Annotated in this window: 17 protein-coding genes and 1 pseudogene; 4 read left to right on the plus strand and 14 right to left on the minus strand. The window is 54.9% G+C overall.

Annotation, left to right across the window (positions count from 1 at the left end; all coding sequences use genetic code 11):
* The 7 genes from QZR18_RS06845 to QZR18_RS06875 form a co-directional block, all read right to left on the minus strand.
* Nucleotides 1-1,218: hypothetical protein (locus QZR18_RS06845; protein ID WP_295910779.1), on the minus strand; the 1,218-nt coding region annotated here is incomplete at its 3' end.
* Nucleotides 1,219-1,220: 2 nt separating this feature from the next.
* Nucleotides 1,221-1,961, minus strand: coding sequence for a nitroreductase (locus tag QZR18_RS06850; protein WP_178703867.1), 741 nt, complete (start codon nucleotides 1,959-1,961; stop codon nucleotides 1,221-1,223).
* A gap of 358 nt (nucleotides 1,962-2,319) precedes the next feature.
* The gene (locus QZR18_RS06855; RefSeq protein ID WP_178703869.1) at nucleotides 2,320-3,366 is read right to left on the minus strand and encodes a low specificity L-threonine aldolase; all 1,047 of its coding nucleotides are present in this window, start codon (nucleotides 3,364-3,366) and stop codon (nucleotides 2,320-2,322) included.
* A gap of 142 nt (nucleotides 3,367-3,508) precedes the next feature.
* Entirely contained in the window at nucleotides 3,509-4,108 is a 600-nt protein-coding gene (locus tag QZR18_RS06860) for a uracil-DNA glycosylase family protein (protein WP_178703872.1), read from the minus strand.
* Between the two features lie 55 nt (nucleotides 4,109-4,163).
* Nucleotides 4,164-4,841: a DNA-3-methyladenine glycosylase I gene (locus QZR18_RS06865; protein ID WP_178703875.1), complete on the minus strand. Its 678-nt coding sequence runs from the start codon at nucleotides 4,839-4,841 to the stop codon at nucleotides 4,164-4,166.
* 24 nt (nucleotides 4,842-4,865) lie between these two features.
* Entirely contained in the window at nucleotides 4,866-7,100 is a 2,235-nt protein-coding gene (hemQ, locus tag QZR18_RS06870; protein WP_178703877.1) for a hydrogen peroxide-dependent heme synthase, read from the minus strand.
* Nucleotides 7,101-7,191: 91 nt separating this feature from the next.
* The gene (locus QZR18_RS06875; protein ID WP_178703880.1) at nucleotides 7,192-7,509 is read right to left on the minus strand and encodes a heavy metal-binding domain-containing protein; all 318 of its coding nucleotides are present in this window, start codon (nucleotides 7,507-7,509) and stop codon (nucleotides 7,192-7,194) included.
* A 131-nt stretch (nucleotides 7,510-7,640) separates the two neighbouring features.
* On the opposite strand from QZR18_RS06875, the gene QZR18_RS06880 reads away from it, so the two are divergent.
* Nucleotides 7,641-8,687 (plus strand): esterase family protein, encoded by a 1,047-nt coding sequence (locus QZR18_RS06880; RefSeq protein WP_178703883.1) that lies wholly within the window; start codon nucleotides 7,641-7,643, stop codon nucleotides 8,685-8,687.
* Between the two features lie 357 nt (nucleotides 8,688-9,044).
* Here the strand turns inward: QZR18_RS06880 and QZR18_RS06885 are convergent.
* Nucleotides 9,045-10,201, minus strand: a pseudogene (locus QZR18_RS06885) (nucleotide disphospho-sugar-binding domain-containing protein).
* Between the two features lie 84 nt (nucleotides 10,202-10,285).
* On the minus strand, nucleotides 10,286-10,831 hold the full coding sequence (locus QZR18_RS06890; RefSeq protein ID WP_178703885.1) for a GNAT family N-acetyltransferase: 546 nt from the start codon (nucleotides 10,829-10,831) through the stop codon (nucleotides 10,286-10,288).
* Between the two features lie 293 nt (nucleotides 10,832-11,124).
* Here QZR18_RS06890 and QZR18_RS06895 point away from each other — a divergent pair, with 293 nt between their 5' ends.
* On the plus strand, nucleotides 11,125-11,913 hold the full coding sequence (locus QZR18_RS06895; protein ID WP_178703888.1) for a protein-ADP-ribose hydrolase: 789 nt from the start codon (nucleotides 11,125-11,127) through the stop codon (nucleotides 11,911-11,913).
* A gap of 38 nt (nucleotides 11,914-11,951) precedes the next feature.
* Complete coding sequence (locus tag QZR18_RS06900; protein ID WP_178703891.1) at nucleotides 11,952-12,716, plus strand: hypothetical protein; 765 nt, start codon at nucleotides 11,952-11,954, stop codon at nucleotides 12,714-12,716.
* Between the two features lie 382 nt (nucleotides 12,717-13,098).
* Here the strand turns inward: QZR18_RS06900 and QZR18_RS06905 are convergent, their stop codons facing one another.
* The 4 genes from QZR18_RS06905 to QZR18_RS06920 all read right to left on the minus strand — a co-directional run bounded on the left by QZR18_RS06905 (nucleotide 13,099) and on the right by QZR18_RS06920 (nucleotide 18,124).
* On the minus strand, nucleotides 13,099-13,413 hold the full coding sequence (locus tag QZR18_RS06905; protein WP_178703894.1) for a hypothetical protein: 315 nt from the start codon (nucleotides 13,411-13,413) through the stop codon (nucleotides 13,099-13,101).
* A 34-nt stretch (nucleotides 13,414-13,447) separates the two neighbouring features.
* The gene (locus tag QZR18_RS06910; protein WP_178703896.1) at nucleotides 13,448-15,994 is read right to left on the minus strand and encodes a PHP domain-containing protein; all 2,547 of its coding nucleotides are present in this window, start codon (nucleotides 15,992-15,994) and stop codon (nucleotides 13,448-13,450) included.
* A 1,300-nt stretch (nucleotides 15,995-17,294) separates the two neighbouring features.
* A complete protein-coding gene (locus tag QZR18_RS08310; RefSeq protein WP_366921414.1) occupies nucleotides 17,295-17,501 on the minus strand; it encodes a hypothetical protein in 207 nt (68 codons plus the stop codon).
* Complete coding sequence (locus tag QZR18_RS06920) at nucleotides 17,501-18,124, minus strand: TetR/AcrR family transcriptional regulator (protein ID WP_178703906.1); 624 nt, start codon at nucleotides 18,122-18,124, stop codon at nucleotides 17,501-17,503. Before QZR18_RS06920 ends, QZR18_RS08310 begins: the two co-directional genes overlap by 1 nt.
* A gap of 188 nt (nucleotides 18,125-18,312) precedes the next feature.
* On the opposite strand from QZR18_RS06920, the gene QZR18_RS06925 reads away from it, so the two are divergent.
* The gene (locus QZR18_RS06925) at nucleotides 18,313-19,158 is read left to right on the plus strand and encodes a bifunctional 2-polyprenyl-6-hydroxyphenol methylase/3-demethylubiquinol 3-O-methyltransferase UbiG (protein ID WP_178703898.1); all 846 of its coding nucleotides are present in this window, start codon (nucleotides 18,313-18,315) and stop codon (nucleotides 19,156-19,158) included.
* A 14-nt stretch (nucleotides 19,159-19,172) separates the two neighbouring features.
* On the opposite strand, the gene QZR18_RS06930 is transcribed toward QZR18_RS06925, so the two are convergent.
* Nucleotides 19,173-20,042 (minus strand): DUF2262 domain-containing protein, encoded by an 870-nt coding sequence (locus QZR18_RS06930; RefSeq protein ID WP_178703901.1) that lies wholly within the window; start codon nucleotides 20,040-20,042, stop codon nucleotides 19,173-19,175.
* Between the last annotated feature and the right edge of the window lie 704 nt (nucleotides 20,043-20,746).

Genomic DNA, 20,746 nt, shown 5'->3' on the forward strand with positions numbered 1-20,746 from the left:
GACCGAGGCCTGGGCGAGGGTTCGCGCCTGGGCGCGGTGCTCGTCCGTGTACTCCAGGTCGTCGGCGTGCTTGCGCACGAGGACGCGGATGAGCTTGCGGCGCAGGTTCTCCTCGCGCAGGACGGCGGAGCGCTCGCGCAGCCAGCCGACCGCGAGGACGACAAGGAGGGCGACGCCCAACCAGCCAATGATCGGGTACATGCCGCCAATCAGCTTCTTGAAGCCCATGAGGGAGGCCGCGTAGCCCACGGCAACCACGCCGACGAGGACGATGCGCATCCGGGTGGTCTGCCCGTCCGAGAAGCGGCGCGCCGTCGAGTAGAAGAGAGAAAAGACCGTGTTGTAGATGAGCGCGAAAATGATCAGCGTGTAGACGAAGGCGAAGGCCGGGTGGATCGAGCGCGCGATCTCGAGGGCGGGAACGTTCACGTCCCAGACGCGATCCATGTTCAGGTACAGGCACAGGGCGTCCGCGCCGATGACGAGAGCGATGATGGTTCCGCCGATGCGCCCGGCGCGGCGGGCCTCGCCGATGCGTGGTTGCTCCCCCCCATTGCCCCCGGCGGGCCGGGCCTCGCCGATGCGCAGCACCGAGCCACCGAGCACGAAGGCCATCGCGATGCCGTTGACGACGCACAGCGCGAAGTAGTTGATTGTCGAGAGCCACAAGTTTGGAAGCGCGGGGGTGACATTCTGCGCGGCAGCGTTGAGCTCGGTGATGCCTGGATGCGGGCGCGCAAGCGAGTAGATCGTCAAAATACTGATGGCAACAATGATCATCGGGGTGAATACACCGATGACTTTCATAATGCGATCAAAATCAAGGAAGGCAGTGACGACAACCAAAACTGCGCAGATCGCACTTCCCGCCCATGCTGGGATTCCAAACTGTTGTTCCAGGTTCGCTCCCGCACCAGAGAGCATGACGACGCCCATCGCAAAGCCTGAAAAGACCAGAACAACGTCAATCACGCGACGGACCAGTGGCGGGGCTATGCGCTCAAAGACTTCGTCGTGGTGGCCTGATCGGTAGTAGGACCCGAGCTGCAGGGCCACAACGCCGAAGACAATGTTGAGGACACCCAGGACGGCAATGCCTATCAGTCCCTTTGCTCCGAAAGAGAGGAAGTACTGCAGAAGGTCTTGACCACTGGCAAGGCCCGCGCCGATGACGACGCCAACGTAAGCGAATGCGACAGAAAGATACTGCTTGGGCACGCTTACTTCCCTTCGAGGAGCTGGATCGGCGGACGGGGAGCATTGACCTGGTTAATCGGGGCATCAGTATCTGCGTAGCCCAAGCAGAAACCGGTGATCAGCTTGTAGTGCTGGGGAATCTCAAATTCCTGCTCGACCGGGCCACGCCATGTGGAGAGAATTCCGATCGCGCACGAATCCACACCATGCGCTTTTGCTGAAAGGAAGAGTGTTTGGAGCATGAGGCCCGCATCCATCGCACTCCACGGGAGCATGTTTTCGTGAACAAAAACGAAGCCCATGACGGGCGCATCAAAAGCTGTCACGTTTCTGCGGTTTGCAGCGTCGCGCCCCTCATGATCGCTGCGTTCAATGTCATAGGCGCCATATACACACTTGGCGATTTCAACTTGAGCTGGGCGAAGCTCGCGGGGGTAAGGCTTCCAGACGGGAAAATCACCGTCGGGCAGTTCGCGTCGCAGGGCAGTTTTTACCAGCGCGAAGGGCTTTCGGTGTTGAATATCCAGGGTTTGATCGAATCGACGCACGTATTCTTTGCGCAGGCGATCCGCACGCTCCCCCGTTGCTAACGCAACGCGGAAGGCACGAGTGTTGGACCAGCTGGGGGCTGTTGTTGCATCCTTGAGGATCGCGTCCAAGATGTCCTGCGGAATCTGTTGATCCGTGTATGCGCGGATTGAGCGGCGCGAGGCCGCGAGCACGGAGAAGTCAGGGGCAGTGAAATTGGTAGCGTCAGTTGTCACTGTTCAAGCGTAGCGTGCTTGTGTCAGTTGGAGCCTGTTTCGGTGGAAACTCGTTCCGTTCGCTGCCTATCTCAATGCGCGCTCCGTCCACGCGACGCTCCCGCACCTTCCCTGCCCTCTTTGTCACATGAAGTCGTGAAAAGACATGCGTTATAAGCCATGACATTTACCGACTTCATGTGGAGGGGCGACCAGATGCTGCCTCGGGAAGAACGGAGGGCCGAACTGCATGTGGAGGGAGCGGAAACGAGCCGGCAGTCAGCTCAGCTGGGCAACCTCATCCCGCCTAACACACGAAGCCACGAAAAGACACACGCTATAACGCATGACATTTACCGACTTCATGTGGAGGGAGCGCTTAGGCCAGCGCGGCCTCGAAAGCCTTGACGTCCTCCTCGGGGGTTCCCCACGACGTACAAAAGCGCGCGAGCAGGCGACCATCGGGCAGCGTCTCCCAAATACCGTATTGCACCTTGCGCGAGAGACGCTCGTGTCCAGCCTGATCTAAAGCAACAAAGGTCAGATTCGTCGGCGAGTCCATCGTGACGACATATCCAGCGCGGATCAGAGCCTCGCGGATTCGCTTAGTGGCAGCAACGCCGGGAGCACCCAAAGTCAGGTAGAGGTCATCCTCGAACAGGGCCTCGAACTGAACGCCCAAAAGCCGACCTTTAGCGAGCAAAGCTCCATGCTGCTTCATCTGCGTGACGAATTGGCGGATCGAGCCACCTTCAGGAATCACCACGGCCTCGCCAAAAAGTGTGCCGCACTTGGTACCGCCGATGTAGAAAACATCGGATAGCCGCGCCAAATCAGCCATCGAAACATCATTTTCCGGCGAGGTCAGGGCATAGGCCAAACGGGCACCATCAACGAAAAGCTTGAGGCCGTGCTCGCGACATGCAGCGGAGAGTTCTTCCAGTTCTTTGAGCGAATACAGCGTTCCGTATTCGGTGGGCTGCGAGATATAGACCAATGCGGGGGCGATCATGTGGTCGCGTGCACCGTCGCCTTCCCACGCTGAATAAATGCGCTTAACATCAGCCGCAGTGATTTTTCCGTCTTTCGCGGGGATATCAAGGATCTTGTGACCACCGCGTTCAACAATGCCGGCCTCGTGCATGTTGATGTGTCCGGTGTGGGGAGCAATCACTCCCTGCCAGGGCAGGAGGATCGCGTCGATGACAGTGGCGTTTGTTTGCGTTCCACCGACCAGGAAATGAACGTCCGCTTTGGGGGCATTGCAGGCTGCGCGAATCAGGTCACGTGCGCGCTCGCAGTGCTCGTCAGTACCGTAGCCACTCGATTGCTCCATATTGGTAGCGACCAAGGCGTCCAATACTTTTTGGTGCGCGCCTTCTTGATAGTCACTGGAGAAGTTCGGGAGTACAGCTGCACTAGTCATTGCACAATTATTGCACGCTTTTTACCTTAGGAATAGCACGCATTAATCGCATTAACGCTGTGCTATTCATTCCCGAGCAGAGTCAAATAAACGCATCCCCAAAGACATCGCTGCCTTCGGGGATACAAAGCTCGCAGAAAACTCACCTCATAATCTGCGCGACAAGCTTTTGCAGATCCGGAATGACGGTCTGATCAAACCAGGGGTTCTTCTTCATCCAGATTTGGTTACGAGGTGATGGATGCACGAGCGGGAAAAACTCGGGCAGGTAGTCGCGGTAATCCTTGACGACCTGCGTGAGAGAGGCCGAAGATTTGAGCTGCAGATAGCGCTTTGTTGCGTAGGAGCCGACCAGAATAGTGAGCTTCAGATCGGGCATGAGCTCAAGCAGGCACGGGTGCCACTTATCCGCGAAGTCCTTACGCGGAGGCAGATCGCCGCTCTTCCCGGTGCCCGGGAAGTAGAAGTCCATGGGGACAATGGCCAGTTTCCCAGAGTTGTAGAAGGTATCGCGGTCGATTCCCATCCAATCGCGCAGGCGGTCACCACTGCGGTCGTTCCAGACAATTCCAGTTTCTTCAGCGACTCGGCCGGGAGCTTGACCGACGATCATGATCCGACACTCGGGGCCCGCGTAAAACAACGGATCGATCCCGCACTTTGTGTATGAGGCGTTTTCCGGGTCCTTCCGGATTTCCTCTGCGATTGCTTTGAACTTCGGATCAGTAATCTCTGGAGTCATATTTTCACTCTAGACCCGTTTCTATTCAGCCGCAGCAACCTCAACAAAGCTTGGTTCATTCATTCGACGGCCGCTTCCACGTTCCCAAGATGTCAGTGTTGACAATCCCTATCGCGCTCATCATGGCCAATGCGGTAACCGGACCGACGAAGACGAAGCCTCGGCGTTTGAGCTCGAGTGAGAGAGCGCGGGATTCTTCGGTCTGCGCGGGCACGTCCCCGGCATTTTTCGGCCGAGGATGTCGGCTGGGCTGGTACAGCCAGACAAGTTCACCCAAGTGTCGCGGGTAGGATTGCCCAGGCCGAAGCAGGTGCGCAAGCGGCGCCTCCCCCATCCGCCGGGCGCGGTGTGCATCCGCTTCGGCAGTTAGAGCACCGCGGAGCGCGATGACTGCCCGTGCATTGGTAATTGCCGCGTCGATCTTGCGCTTATTCCGTACGATGCCCGCGTCCTGCATTAAACGCTCGCGATCTTTGTCGGTGAAGGAGGCGACGGCCTCGGGAATGAAGGAAGCGAAGGCATTGCGAAAGGCCTCACGTTTCTTGAGGATCGTCGACCATGAGAGGCCGGATTGGAAGCTCTCAAGGACGAGGCGCTCGAAAACGCCCTGCTCGGAGGTGACCGGACTTCCCCACTCGGTGTCGTAGTAGTCGCGTAAGAGCGGATCCGTGGCCGCCCAGGTCGGACGGACAAGGCCATCTTCGCAGGAAACGAGGCCTTCAGGAAGAGTCACGGTCACCTCCTCAAGCAGTGCAGATTATGCCCTCGGCTGGCGCTCAGCCCATTCCTGCAGGCTCACGCGGGGACCCGTGAAGAAGGGGGTATCCTCGCGCACATACAAGCGAGCCTCGGTGTAGCGCTGGGCGTGCATGACACCCTCAAGGCGATCCAGGCTGTCAGCCTCGAAAGCCAAAACCCACTCGTAGTCGGAGAATCCGAAAGCCGACAGGGTCGAGCCCTTGACGTCCGGGTACTGCGAGAAGCCGTTGCGCCCATGCTCGGCCATGATCCGCGAGCGCTCTTCGGGGGCCTTCAAGTACCAGTCGTAGGAGCGCACGAAGGGGTAGACCATCGCCCAGTCACGCGGCGCAACCCCACCGAAGCACGCAGGAATATGACGCTTGTTAAACTCGGCGGGAGTGTGCAGGCCCATGCACAACCAAACAGGCTCCAAGAACTTCCCCAGCGCACTGGCCCGCAGACGATGGTAGGCGTCTTGCAAAACCTCGGGGTCGTCATCAAGCCACCACACCATCAGGTCCGCCTCGGCGCGGAAGCCGGAGACGTCATAGAAACCGCGGATTTGCGCGCCCGCGCTCTTCACATAGTCCAGGGATTCAGCAACAATCTGGGCGCGCTCGCTGTCGTCAGCCGGCAAGAACTCACCCAATGCAAACACGGAATACAGCGCGTAGTGCTGCTTGCCGTTGACTGCGTCTAAGTCAATATCGGTCCGGTCGCGCGGGTCGGGAACGTAGGAGTGCGCGGCATGGTGGTGCGGAGCATGCTCAGCACCGTGTTCGGGCGCAGCCTCTACGTGACCGGTGTGTTCGGTGTTTTCAGCGGGTTGTTCCGCATGACGGTTCAAGAACGCCATTGATTCCTCCTGTTGTATGGCGGATTGGCCGGCGACTCGAGCAGGGCCGTCGGAAGAAAGTGGGGCATGCAAGCTTGCGCGCTGATCGCCGGTTTCGGCAGAGTTTTGAGAATGCGCGGGCCGAGCCGGAGCCAGACAACAATCCGGCGGACACACCGTATGGAAAGGTCCCGTGCCCGTCACGGTCATGCGGAAAGGATTTTCACCTCGCGCTTGGGCTGCGCGTTCTTCCAGCACGTCCACCAGCGAAGAGACAAACGCGGGATCCGTCGAGATCGTTTCGGCGCGCTTGTACGCAAGTCCAAGCTCCGCGGCGGTTTCCTTCGCCTCGGTGTCTAGGTCGTAGACAACCTCCATGTGGTCGCAGATGAAGCCGATAGGAACGACGACTACACCGCTCGGCTTTTCGCTTCCCGAGGCCTCGTTTCCTTCCCCCGTGCTCTGGCTTTCCGGGTCGATCAGTTCGCGGAGGAAATCGTTGATGTCGGGCTCCAGCCAGCGCGCCTGCGGCGGACCCGAGCGCGAACAAAACGCTAGGTCATATCCCAGATCCTCACGTCCCAAAACACGGCGCACTTCCGGCATGATCGCTTGAATGAGCGCATGATGCTGAGCAACGTAACTAATTTCGGAAGCGGGGGTGCCCAGGGATGAAGTTTCCTCTGCCTCGAGCTCAGGGCCACCGGCCTCGAAATCAGGGCAGGCCTCGGAAGTGGGGGAAGAAGAAACGGTAGAAGGGAAGGAGAAGGGAGAGGACCCGTCTTCCATGCTCATGGGGATGGAGTGGGTGACGAAAACCAGTCGAATCCCAGCGGGATCAGCTCCGCCCTCAACCAAGGCCGACCACGCGCGACGGATCGAGGCAATTTCAGCACTGGCCATACCGGGAGTCGAATAGTAGGGGCGCACTTTATCCACAATGATCTCGGCGTTCGGGTTGTCCGCACTGTCCTCTGCACCAAGGAGGATACTCCCCCACTTTTCGCTTTTGGAACGCGCGGCCTCGGCAAGGTCTTCGCGGTACTGACGGCACCCCGAATACGAGGCATAGGCGGATGTCGGCAGCACAAGGATGCGTCGCGCGCCGGCTTGGGCAAGTTCGTCCAGGCCCTCGGCGACAAAGGGATGCCAGTTGCGGTTTCCCCAGCCGACAGGGATGTCATATCCACGACGCGAGAGCTCTGCGGATAAGTCAGCAATCAGGCGCTGATTACAGGCGTTAATGGGCGAAACGCCACCGAAACGCTCATAGTGTTTCGAGACTTGAAGAAGACGTTCGTCGGGGATTCCACGGCCTCGCGTTGCGTTGCGCATGAACGGGAGGACATCCTCCATGCCGTTGGGGCCACCATAGGACAGCAGCATAATTGCGTCGTAGGGTTCCAATCCTGGCACTGTGAGTCCTCCTTCGCGGGCAACATGGCAAGTGTAGGACCGCACGCCCGCACCTCGCAGCGACAAAGTGTCAGAAAAACGCCAGAAGGTTTCAGACCTCAACAGCGGTGCCCGTGGCGATTGCTGCGAGCATTCCGTTGTCAGATCCGGCGGTGAAGTAGTCGACATGCACGCCGACTACCGCGTTCGCACCCATCGCCTGCGCGCGCTGGCACATCTCGTTGATAGCAGTTTGTGAGGCCTCGAAGAGTTCCTCTTCATAGTTCGAGGCCCGCCCTCCAAAGAGGTTCGACAAGCCTGCACTAATATCTTTAAAGAGATTCACACCCGCGAACGTCTCTCCCGAAACAATTCCGTAGTAACGCTTAATGGGCGCACCTTCAAGGGTTGGGGTCGTGACAGCAATCATGGCAACTCCTTTGTCCAGTTGGTGACTCAATCCTATCCGCCTGTAGCGAAGGCCCATTCGCACCGCCACAGCCGCGGACCTAAAATTAACTATATGAGGTCAATACGCACGAACTACACGGAACTTTATCAATGAGCACTCCGACCTCACCCACCCCCAAAACCACGGAAGTGCCGGCGCGCCAGCTACGGCCTCGCGACCGCAGGCGAACAATCGCGCTTGCCGTGGGCATCTTAACGGCTGCAAGCGGCTTGGTCAGTGCAGCAGGATACGAGGCCTATCGCGCCTCGACTCCCTCGCCCGCAGTTACCCACCACGAGAAGGCGGACGGCACAACGGTGATCATTCCTGCGGCCTCGGAGAATCCGATTCCCCTGCACGGGCGGATCGACACCGTGGATTATCAGCAGGAATACCAGGGAGTGACCTATAAGAAGCAGGCGCTGGTGTACGTTCCTGCGACATACGTACAGGGGGTGCCGGCCAATATCGTGTACCTGACTCACGGGTGGACGAGTAGCGCGGAGGAGATGGCCGACGAGGTCTCGCCGGCGATTGATGACCTAGAGCGCAGTGGTGAACTCTCCCCGACGATCGTTGTTTTTGCGACGTATTACCCTGATCGTTCTTTCGTGAATGACGATTTTGAAACGGATTATCAGCTCAATCGCTTCTTTGCGACCAGTGAGATCGACACTCTAATTGACACAGTCGAGTCGCGTTACTCGACCTACGCGGACGGCGACACCTCAGATGAATCCTTAAAAGCTAGCCGTATGCACCGCGCTTTCGGCGGTTTTTCCATGGGCGGGATTACGGCCTGGGATGTTTTCGCCCTGAACCCGGATTATTTCTACGGTTATATGCCAATGGCCGGGGAGTCATGGATTGGCCGCGATCATGACGCTCCCCTACCCGAAATTGCCGACGAAGTCACTCAAGGAGTGCGCAGCCGCGACATGGGACCGCAGGATTTCCACATTATCGCCAGCGTTGGTTCAGACGATCCAGCGCTCGACGACATGAGTCCGCAGCTCGATGAGTTTTACCACGAGTATCCGACGCTGATGACTCCCCAGAGCCTGCAAGTGTGGATCGATGAGGACGGGACACACTCCCTTGCCTCGGTTTCGCGCCAACTCAGCCACGCTCTGCCGCTACTTTTCCCGCGCCAGTAGGGCCTTTCCCTCAGTTTTTCGGACCGCATTGAGTCCGGAGGATGCACAGGCCCTGCGTCCACTCACCCGGCGCTACTGGGAAGGATGGAAACTGTTAGGCCGGATCGTTGTTTATAGGTGGAATTGCCGCCAGTAGACCAGATCGACACCACCCGGCGCGATTGGCACCACCCGGCGAGATCGACACCGCTAGGCGCGATTGACACCACTTGGACGCATCGCATACCCCAAAAATCGCTCGTTCAAAGCTCCAACTTGTGTCAATGGCTCCAAACGGTGCCAATGAGGCCCGAATAGTGCAAACCCCTGACTCAAGAGTCCTAAACAGTGCAAACTCCTTGGCTCAAGATGCCTGGATCAGTCATTCACGGGGCGCGCATCGAGTAATTTCTCGACCTCGCGGACAATCCGCTCAGTTCCGCCCAATTCCGACAGTTCGTCGCGTACCCCTCGGATCCCCGAGGTCAGGGCGGGCTCATCGACGAGGCGCAGCGCGGCCTCGGCAATAAGAGCGGGCTTGGGTGCGCGAACGCTCAGGCCACAGCGCGTGCGCTCGACGGCCTCGGCGTTGAATTGGCGTTCGAAAACACGCCCGGGCACGACGACTTGTGGGACTTCATAAGCCAGTGCGTCCATCATCGAGTTTTGCCCACCGTGATGGACCATGACACGGGCGTGAGGGAGGAGCTCGCCAAAGTTGAGGCGAGGCGCGCAGGTCACCTCATGGCCCCCGACAACTTGTACAGCCTCGGGCACACCTGCGACGTAGACGTCGCAGCCAAGCGCGCTCGAAAGCTGGCGGCCAACTCGCATGACAACTCCCGCGGGAACACTGCCCGAGCCGAGGTAGACGACCGCACAATCCCGATTAGCGCTGCGAACATCCATCTTCGGCACATCACCGAGAAAACCGCAGTAGATCGCCCGTTCCCCCGCCCGCGGTTCCAAGGTCGGGCAGCTCGGGATGAAGCGGCGTTTCATCCCCTCAAGAATCGAAAGCGACGAGGCCGGGACGGGCATGCCCATCTCGCGCAGCAGGCGTCGAATTCCCGCTGATTTTCGCGGGTTTGAGGCGTAGGAGAGGGTCGTCGGCTGCGAGCCGCTGCCCACACAGGGAATTCCTTCGGCGCGAGCGGCGATCACCGCGGCCAAGTTGAATTCCGAGTAGACGACGTCGGGGCGCCAGCTGCGCATGAATTCACGGAGCTTATCAACGACCACTCGGCTGTAGCGATAATCCAAAGACCCCGTTAACCACAGCACTTCTTCGAAACTATGAACGGGCTTGCGCCCATCAATCCCAGGCGAGAAGCCAGCGGGAAGGTGTGACGGGCGATGGCCTCGGGAAGGCCAAGTGGCGAAGGAACGGGAATTTCAAATGTCGAGGCGACCGGATTGGCACAGTTGCCGTCGTCTCCCCACGCGAGCGTGACCTCGTGGCCATGGCTGAGGAAAGCGCGGGAGATCTGTTGCGCACGCGACCACGGACCACCCATCTGCGAGCGGGCAAGCATGGGGAGGACAAAGATTTTCACGTCTTAAGGCTACGCCCGGAAGCATGGTCTTTTAGCCCCCGAGGGCTAGCCGCCCTTGTAGCGCTACAGCTCCAGCCTCATGTACACGAGTTCTTGGTAGCCCGCAGACGCGGACCGATAGCCCCGAGGGTTGCGCCCGTATTCCTCGAACCCTGCGCGACGGTAAAGGGACACCGCCCGTTCGTTGTCCGCCACCACTTCGAGCTCAAGCTGGGTGTAGCCCGCCTGCCGAGCACAGTCAAGGCTCGCGTCCATCAGCATCCGCCCAATCCCCATCCCCCAGTACTCCTTGAGGATGCTGATCCCAAAACGCGCCCGGTGCACAACCTTGCGCCTACTGCGCACTGCTGAAACTCCCGCACTTCCAACGATGCGCCCGTCGATCACGGCAACGAGTTCAACCTCATTGCCACTGCGTTCTGTTTCTTCCAGGGAGCGGGCCTCTTGTTCATCGTCGGCGCTCTGCTCGTCCGGATAGGACAGTAAATAGTCAGTTTCCGCATGCGTGCGTTGCGTCGCCTCGCGCAGAACGCGAGCATCCGAGGCAACGGCATTCCTCACCAGGAGTTCCACCCCGCCCTTCAACACCACCATCTTGGCGTACCTCATTGTCGGACTCCTTCTCTGCCGAGGAATAAGCGCCAATTTCACGCTCAATGTTGCAATAGCAGTGTACGAGTGACACGCGCGAACGAGTCTGCAAGGAGCTTACTGACCCCACTGCAGATTGATTACCGCCAATTTATACCGCCACTGGCGGTAATCGGGCGATACTGATGGCTGCCAGAGGGTAAAACCCATGCGTTATCCGGGGTCGCGTACATACTGCGCAAACAGCGTTAACCTATCACTGCAGCGGAACTACACTGTTGTCACCCCTCGTTTTTGGGAAAGGAATGCTGATGTGGCCCAGTCGGAAACTTGAGCTGTTAACCCCACTGATTGCAGGACTGTGCGAGGAACGCGGGATGGAGGTGCCCGCACCGACGAGTGTCGATGAGATGTGGGAGCAGTTCCGCGCGCTGGTCAATACGCGCCCGCCCATGCCCGCCTCGCCGCAGTGGCTGGCTTTGCAGGATCAGTTGCTCAGTGAGTTGATTGCCGGGGATGGCGTTATTTCCATTGACGAGGCCGAGGTCGCGCCCCTGCACCCCAATATTCGCCTGTGGCAGGGTGACATTACGAGGCTCGCGGCGGATGCGATTGTGAACGCAGCGAACTCAAAGATGCTGGGGTGTTGGGTGCCTGGGCATGCGTGCATTGATAATGCGATTCATACTTTCGCCGGCGTCCAGTTGCGTTTGGAGTGCGCCCAGCTCATGGAGGAGCAGGGGCACGAGGAGCCGACAGGCCGGGCGAAGATTACGGGGGCGTATAACTTGCCCTCGCAGCGCGTCATTCACACGGTCGGGCCGATTGTGCCAGCTGGCGAGAGTGCTGACATGTACCGTTTCGAGCTGATGAGCTCGTACCTGAATTGCCTGGATTTGGCGCAGGAAAGCGGGATGGACTCGCTTGCGTTCTGTTGTATTTCGACGGGCGTTTTTGGCTACCCGAAGCAGGATGCTGCCGAGGTCGCGGTGGATGTGGTCAATCAGTGGCTCACTGCGACCCAGTCCCCCATGGTCGTTGTGTTTGATGTGTTCTCGGATGAGGACGAGGCGATTTATCGAAGGCTTTTGGGGTTCTAGAGTTTTAGCACTCCAGGCACTTCAAAGGGCGGGCAAGCGTGGATAAGAAGGCTGTTCAGATTCTGAATCGCTTGATGGACGATCGGAAGAAGCATTCGGTGAGTGCTGAGGAGCTTGCTTATGCCCGGAAGATGGGGGTGGTTGTTGAGGATCACCCGATTACTCTCGATCAGGCGCTTGATGTCCTGGAACGATGCTTTGAGGCTGTGTCTTTAGAGGATGCAGCGCAGGCGTTCTTATATAGTTTGTCCTCGCGCGAGGTGGATTACCGCTATATTTTGGCGTCCTATGTGTATGCCCGCAGTTGGTTTTCTTTTGATCGAGGCCGGATTCAGGAGGTTCCGGGAAAGCTGACGGGCACCTTCTTTAACTGGGTGAAACACAGGGGCGGCGGCATCTGGGGAACGATCGGGAAGCCGATCTTTTACTTGGAGCAGTTCGCGCCGGTGGAGCGGCGGGCTGCGAGTGATGCCGATGTGGAGATTTTACGGTCGATCTTGCAGCTAGCTGATTCCATGGAGGACGAGGCCAGCGGTGCAGCCTTGGCAACCGCTATCCGCACCGCGAAGTTGCTTCCCTGCAACCAGGCCGAGGCCGTTGGGATCGTTGAGACTCTAGGAATCTGCGGGATTTTAGATGCGCCAGGGCACCCCGGTTTTCTACATTCATTCACTCCCCCGCATGAGCGCGACACCGGGGACCTCAGGCAGAGCCTGTCCTACCCCTTGAACTGGTGGCGCGGGGCCGATGGCGTGAATTGGGAGAATGCGGCGGAGGTGTTTGGGGCCTCAGCCCGAAACTAAAGCAGACTTTCTTCGTTTTTCTTGAGAAAGACCCGCCAAAATCGGAGTTTGCATGGAATTACGGAAAGAGCAGTGACAAACAGTTCTTCGAGAACGGCACAGATTTATACATAGAAAAACTGAGCGATAAGCACGCATTTACACCATCTACGTTCTTGCCAACCCAAGCATCGATAATACGTAGCCAGTCCCATAAACCCGAAGATGCGGGCCCACTCCATGCCAACGTCGCATATCAACTAGGAAAGATCGCGAAAACAAGCAGATGCAATGCCATTATGAAGACACTCTGCTCACGAACGGGACCTTTGATCAAAGAGCCAATAGGAGATTCACCGGCTAGCAAGTCAAAAAATTACGCAATGAAGCTGCGCTTCAAAACTTAACCCTCGAGCTCACTAATGAAATCTTGAATCTGACGTCGCCGCTCATCGAAAGGCAGCTGGCTTTTGAACTCCTCAAGTTTCACTCGACGTCTCTCTACGAACTCCGACAAAAAATCAGCATACCGCTGAGCCTTCTCACGAACCTCACCCGTCAGGCTCTCTTCGACGACGAAAGAATCCGACCTTATAACTACGCCAGGGTCCGGATTGGTAATCCATAACAAAAATTCAGAATACGACGAAGAATTCGACAAATCAAAGGCCGCCTTTTCAACCTCTAATATCACATTACCATCAGACATTTTAATCATTAAAGCTCCCCAAAATTAAGCACATCACTAAGGTCTAGTTATCTGTATCCAAATCTTCTAATCTGAAATTATACTTATTAAGCCTCATCTTTAAATAGAGCTCACCTCCATCCAAAATATCGGATATAAATCGCTTTCCAGAAGAGTTCCCTAACGAGCTAATTTCATACAAGATTTCCTGATTTTCATTCCTGCAGGTCACTATAGTCCTTGCGTCACCATTGACGACTACAGGAGCAGAATGACTCACGACAAAAAATTGAACCGAAATTTTTAGCTGCTTTAACCTCGACACGAGAAAGTCTTTAATCGTTTTAACATCAAGATTATCCTCAGGCTGATCAAGAACAATGTATACCCATTTTCCCTTACAAAGCTCATCATTAAGAAATAGCTTTAGTAATGCCTGCGCCTTCATCCCTGGGGACATAGTGTCGACCAGATCACCGTCAATCGCAACACAAGGATTCAGATCAGCCAACTCATTAAGCTGCTGGCGCAGAAGCTTAAAAAACTTTTGGAAGTGAGTCTTTACATTCTCATCTCTGCATGATTTAAACTTAATACCGTTGAAGACCTTGTGCATTTTAGAAGCATCGCTTGCAGACAGATAGGCATAAATCAATGAACCATCATCTGGAAGGGAAGACCTTGAAAACAGGCTACTATACACATCTTCAAAAGAGAGATCATCATTAGGTCGCAAACTGATCTGAATTACATTACTTCCACTCTGATAGTCCAATTCTTTTCCCGCACAATAGGCCCTACCATATTCCTGAATAGCAGCACGATGCAGTTCCTTAAGCATGATACGCAAAGTTAGTAAATCACTATAGAATGAAAAAAGCTTTTTATCCTTATCTTCATATTGTGATGCAGCATTTGATCCATTATGACTATTGAATTCATCAATGTAATTGAAATACTCCGTCAGAAGCTCTCGGCGCTGAGAAAACCACTCCGAACGAATTCTATCGAGAGAGCTAATGTAATCACGAATCATTATGTCAACTTCTGAAAAAGCGTTACAAATACTATTCTCTCTGCGCGTTAGAGCCTCCAGGAGATCTTCGTCTTCAACTGAACAACACTTGGACACCGAGGATCTGAGATGTTTTTCAGCTTCGTTCAAACTGCCAGCGACTTGCTTCCAACGTTTTTTAAGTCCCTCAATATAGCTTTCAATCGAGAATGGAATTTGCGGCTCTGCAATCAGAATTTCGGATGGAACCCGCGAATCAAGATGATCGAGCGATATCACGCTACATTCATACTTTTCCGAAAAAACGATCAGGAGCCTTTCTTCCAGAGTAAGCAGCTCATTAAGATTATTTTTTGCAGACCGACGCGAATCTTCTTCTTCATCCCTCAACGCATCGATTCTCGTTTTCAGGAACGGAATACTATCATATTCACCTTTTGTGAATATTGATTCTAATGCCCCCTGCCCAAGGTAAAGACAGCTCGGTCGATCTTTCGAGCTTTCTCCGTCGCGAAGCCGATAGCGCACGCTCTCAATATCTACTAATGTTTTGTATTTTTCGAGACCATCCGATACTAAGAGACTCGCTAGCATTGATTTTCCGCTGCCACGAGAACCAACTATTCCGTTATACCCGGGGGAAAATTGCAGCACGACAGGCCTGTCAGCATTTTGCCCATCTCTTGACTTAAGTGAAAACGAAATTGATTCTAGGTAGTTTGCAATATTTTTCTGGGGGTGCTTGTCTTGTCGATCCGAGGTTACAATACGGCTTTCAGGATCACTCATTGCAAGCACTAGCGAATCCCAATCACCATCAAAGTCAATCCAGGTAAACTTTTTTCCGATCTCATCGAGTCTCTTAGCGTCACTGAACAGAAATGCTGATACAGTTACGTTCTTTTCTTTTGCTAACCACCCTGTGATTTGTTTTCGGCTCTTTTCACCGCCTTCGATCGCTGATGCATGCGCAAAGTAGAACAATTTGTCTTTGTACTCTTGGTTTTGTAACAACGGACCTTGATCATCTGCTGTGTTAGGCAAGTAATCAGAAAGGCTCCGATCTTTATTTTCATGTGGCACAAAAATATAAGGGATTCCCGTTGCCGCCTCTTGGAAGTCCTCGAGAGCGATCGATACTCCGGCCGTCCTACGTGAGAACGCCTTTACACCCAGCTCCTGAGTTCGCTCCGCACGTCCTTGATCCTGAAGTTTCTTAGAGAAAAGCTGATGGACAATTTCAGCGATCGCCTGCGCCTTTTTTACATCAAACCAGACAATGGCATGGAAATATTTCCCTTTGTTTCCCTTCCCGATTGTTAGGCCATGCCGTTGAATTGTTTCGTCTTTCAGGTGGATATTAAGCTCCACACCGCCAAATACATACTTGCCTAATTCCGCCATCTTGTTTTTAATCTCGCGCAGCAAATCAACGTCAACGACATTATGGTCCGTTATCGCAACGACATCGAGGTCACTTTGGAGGAGTCTCGAAGTAAAATCAGAACGCGTGTAGTCTCTGCTATAGCACGAACTTGAATGAACGTGCATATCGCATTTTTTAAACGACAACATAGGTGTTGAACTAACAGTCATCCGGCACCCTCCCCATCGAGAGTTCATACTGCATTAATCTACTGGAGCGCAGATAGAAACCGGAGCCCCTACCTGCATTCTGCATACTACTCCCCTTTTCGATTCCGCGATGCTCAATCGGGAGTAGCAATACCAACAACTAGCTCTGACGCAATCTCTCTTCATCGTATCGACCACACTGTCTCCTAGAGTTGCTCTCATCGTCATGCGGTTCCGAAATTAGAGCCGATTCTTGGCGAAAACCGTCTTAAAGGAGCAAAGATTTCAGTTCTATGCGCTTGATGATTTCAAAGAGTCCGCTACCGCTAGTAGCTCATGTCGTCCTACGAAAGTACCCGTTAAGTTATCTAGTTCCAAAGGCTCGTGTTACTCATTGCTGCCCCACTACTTTCATCTCTGGAAGAGCGAAACTACTCTTTCTGCACCTCGTCAGGGTTCCACACGCCGCCATGCAGTAGTCAAAGACAATCCACCATCTTCAAAGTTTGTACTACGCACCCCGCTTGCATTCATGACTATCTTGATAAGTTAATCCGCTGATTCTGCAACCTCTGGAACCTCGACGGAAGAGAGCTCTCCACAACGACGGACGATTTCACCAGACGGTGAGTCCTGTGCGTTTTCATTGGGACGAAAAAACATACAACAAGTGACCCGATCCTAGTGGATAAATAGTTACAAAACTTATGGAAAAGACAGTCACAAACTTTGTTGTAGCAGCGGGAACAAAAAGAACTCAAGCTTAGGGAGATTGTGTCCTACAAGGCCTTAGACAGCGGACGAACAGCAAGCATCGACGATAAGTACATCGAACTTGCATGTGCTAGCACCACGAGCTAGCTAGAAACTCTATGTTCCCTTCCGCATCCTTCAAAGGTCTATTTTAGATTGGACAGCGCCCCACAAAGAAGAGGACACAACGATCCATATTTGCTATCGAAAAGGGCATTGCAAATCGCTTTAATCACAATTCGATAAGCTCTCCATCCGGAATCAAACTAAGCATCTTAAACGCAACTCAGCACATGACGACGCGATACCTACCCCCTCACCCGTCGTGCATGAAAAGTCCACCCTTCACCAAACGCCCGGCGCATCAGGAAGCTTACACCCGCCAGCGCCAGCGCAGACCCTAGGCCCGTGTAGAAGAATGCGAAGAACCATGTGGGGATGAGTCCACTTAAGCGCAGCCCGAAGCCAAAGGAGATCATGAACACCATGATCAGGTAGCCCTTGAGGTCCAAGAAGCGCAGGAAGTTCAGGCGATCTGCGTCCAGGCCTCGGATCCTCTGGGCGTTCTTCAGGAGTATCTTGCCGCGAACATTGCGTGGAAGGCAAAGAAAGCGGCGACAGCACCAACAACAATTGCGACGAGGACACCAACGGCCGCACCGCTCAGCTCAACGACCGAACGCACACCAATCAGTGCGACGTTCATACCCGCCAGCAGCCAAACCACTCCGGCAACGGTAATCAGGTTTTCTTTATTTATTTTGAGCAGTGTCATCAGCAATCTTTCTTATCAATCGGAGCCGCAGCGGCGCTTCCAAAAGCACCGCTCTTAGCCACGGCCTCGTACAAGCTGGTATCAAGAAGAGCAAAGACGGGCTCACAATCAGAGCCCTCCATGAGCGAGGTAAAAATAGCTCCCAGAACAAAAGGACAGAGCTTCTCAGGGCTCAGCGCGCCAACCAACCGTGAGCGCACAACCGCGGGATCCGCCTCCAACACATGCTGGAGCCCTTGCTCCATGTGGGCAAACATTGGAGCGCGTGCAGCCTCCAAGGCCTCGTGCTCACTGCGGGGAAGGCTGCGCATCTCAGCGAACCAATCAACGTCCATTTCCGCCAAGGTCGCGCCCAAAGCGCCGCGCAATTTCCGCACGTAGTCGACGAAACTCTCACTCCCATCAACCCGGCAACATTCCTCGAACAGCGCCTGGCCGAAGAATCGAGTGAATACTGCGGCCGTCAGGTCTGCTTTTGTTGGGAAGTACATGTAGACCGAGCCGACGGCGATTCCGCAGGCCGCGGCCAGTTTTCGCACGGAGAGTGCGGAGATTCCTTCGCGCGCGGCAATCGAGTATGCCTGCTCAATCAGCTTGTCTTTATCAATGACCTGTTTGGGCACGAAAATCCCCCTCTCGCCGGTTTCACTCAATAATGAACAGTGTTCAGTATAGATACTCTCCCCACCCTCACGCACCTTGGATAGGGATCGCAAACATCCTCTGCGCAGGGCGGACAAGCTACGCCAAGCCTCTGCCGTGGCCTGGCAGGCACCCCCGCCCCAACAAACCACCGGCATACAATGACCACATGACTGAAACAAGCGAGCGAGCGCAATGGTTTTCCGATAACGAACGCAACTGGAACGACCGCGCCGAGCTGCACATGGCTGGCAACTACTGCGACTACCAGCGTCTTCTCGAGGACCCGACGGCCATTAGTGCCGAACTCGCCCAAGATATCGAACGATTCGGCGATCTCACTGGCAAAGCAGTCGTCCACCTGCAGTGCCACGTCGGAACCGACACGATCGGGTTTGCGCGCCGCGGGGCCTCGCGCGTCATTGGCCTCGATCTTTCCGAGGCCTCGCTTGCCCACGCGCGCAGCATCGCCCAGCGCGCGGGCGCTCACGTCGAGTTCGTTCACGCGAACGTGTACGACGCACGTCAAGCAGTGTCCGGCAACTTCGATCTGGTGTACACCTCGATCGGCGTTCTGTGCTGGCTGCCCGATATCGCCCAGTGGGCACAAGTCGTCGCTTCCCTACTCAAACCGGGCGGTACTTTTTTCATCCGCGATGACCACCCGATGTTCATGACAATCGGTGAGGACATTTCCGACGGACTCAAGATCGAGCAGCCATACTTCGAGCAGAATGCCCCGATGACGTGGGATGACGATTCAAGCTACGTGGATTCCCCAGGTGCACCGCGGATTACTCACACAACAAACCACCAATGGAATCATTCCCTTGGCCAGATCGTCACCGCTCTCATCAACGCGGGGCTAGTGATCGATGAACTCGAGGAGACCCCGCGCGCTGCTTGGTGCCCGTGGCCCGAGCTCATGGAACAAGATTCCACCGGAGGCTGGCATCTTCGTGAGCACCCCGAGCGTCTGCCACTTCAGTTTGCGATCACCGCACACAAAAACTGAAGACGCGCGCAGACTCAGCCACCCATATGTGCCGACACGGCGCCTTTCTTTAGGGTTCCTCGCACCATGATGCAGTGTCCGAAGAGCATCTGATCATCGTCGAAATAGGCGGTGAATGAGCCGCCTGCGCTCATCGATATGCTGCTGAGCTCAATTCGCTGAGCAAATCTCTCTTCTGTAATTTCTGGAGCCTCATCGTCACCAGATTCCTGCCAATCGCGAGCGCTCGCGGTCAACGAACGCGCCGCGCAGTCACGCATGTCGCGGTCCCATTGTTCTTGGCTTGCGAGCAGACTCTTCATCGCTTTTCTGGCTTTCGTCCAGCTCGCCTTTTGAGCCGGGTTAACCTCCAGCGAAATGTCGATTAACGCGCCACGCCACTGAGCTTTCCCCTCAAAGATCCCCAGGGTTTTATCCAGGGTTAGCTCTCCTAGGGCCTCGTCATTCAAGATGATTGGCCTGCAGTATTCAGCCAGAATCTCTTCCAACTCTGGACACGGCGGGTTCTCTTCACAAACCTCGACAACTCGAAACTGATTCTGCGAGGAAGCAGTAACAATCTCAGGTACTTCTTCGGGGATCTTCTTGCGTACCCTCACGCGATAAATCGTCCGCTCTTTAAAGCGAGAAAATATATCTCCCGCATCATGGTCCTCATCAGTGGCGGGATAGACTAGGTGCCCTTCATTTGGGAACAAAGTACCGGTCTCACACTCCACATGCGCGAGAAAATCAACAGAGACTTCCCAAAATCCGTTCCTCTTGTTGGCTCCTTGTCCCTCAGCAAGGACAACAAGAATCTCGCGTTCGTCATCCTCAAAAGTAAGCTCCCATTCCGCTTGTGTCATGCGGTTTTTCGCACGCATGTACTCAAGTAAATTCATGAGGGTTCCTTCCCCAAAAAACACTTCCACCTGAAAGAGAATTCAAGCGAGAACTCAGCGGACTGAGCCTACAACTTCAGCCCACACACAATCCACAGGCACCGTAATTTCACCGTTCAAACCACTATAGTCTGACTAGAATGGAGTCCCTAACTGAAAACCTACTGAGAATGCCATCGAAGGAGATGAATGATGACGGGGACAGAAAATCACAAGAAGCAAAAACTTATTCCTATACAAGACCAGATATTTCGTCTTGAATCAGAAGGTATTCGTTTTGACCTTCACGGGAAAAGAGATGCTGAGCATTACCTCAGCACTAGGTGCGATTTCGGGTTAATACCCGACGGCGGCATTGGATGAAGAACCCCGCATTACATGAGATCGTGACCGTGATTCTTCTCCATAATTTGCTCATCAGTGAAGGAAATTCTCGTTCCCGCGCAGCCACTGAACTTCAAGCTGTATTTGATAACGTGAGTGCTAACTCTGACTTAATCAACACGAAAGACACTCCCCCTTCATTTCTTGCCGCGTTGAATTTTCTCAGGGAATTGACACAGAGAGTCGGCCTGTTAGACTAGCAGACAGATAGCAAACCTTATGGTTTAGGGAGCGGGTCCGTGTTGGCGGGTTCGCTCCTATTTTTGGGTTAAAGGACGAAAAGAGTTGGTCTGAGCCCGACCTTTCGGCTTTGTGGTGCG

Source organism: uncultured Actinomyces sp. (assembly GCA_900541895.1).
Taxonomy (GTDB): Bacteria; Actinomycetota; Actinomycetes; order Actinomycetales; family Actinomycetaceae; genus Pauljensenia.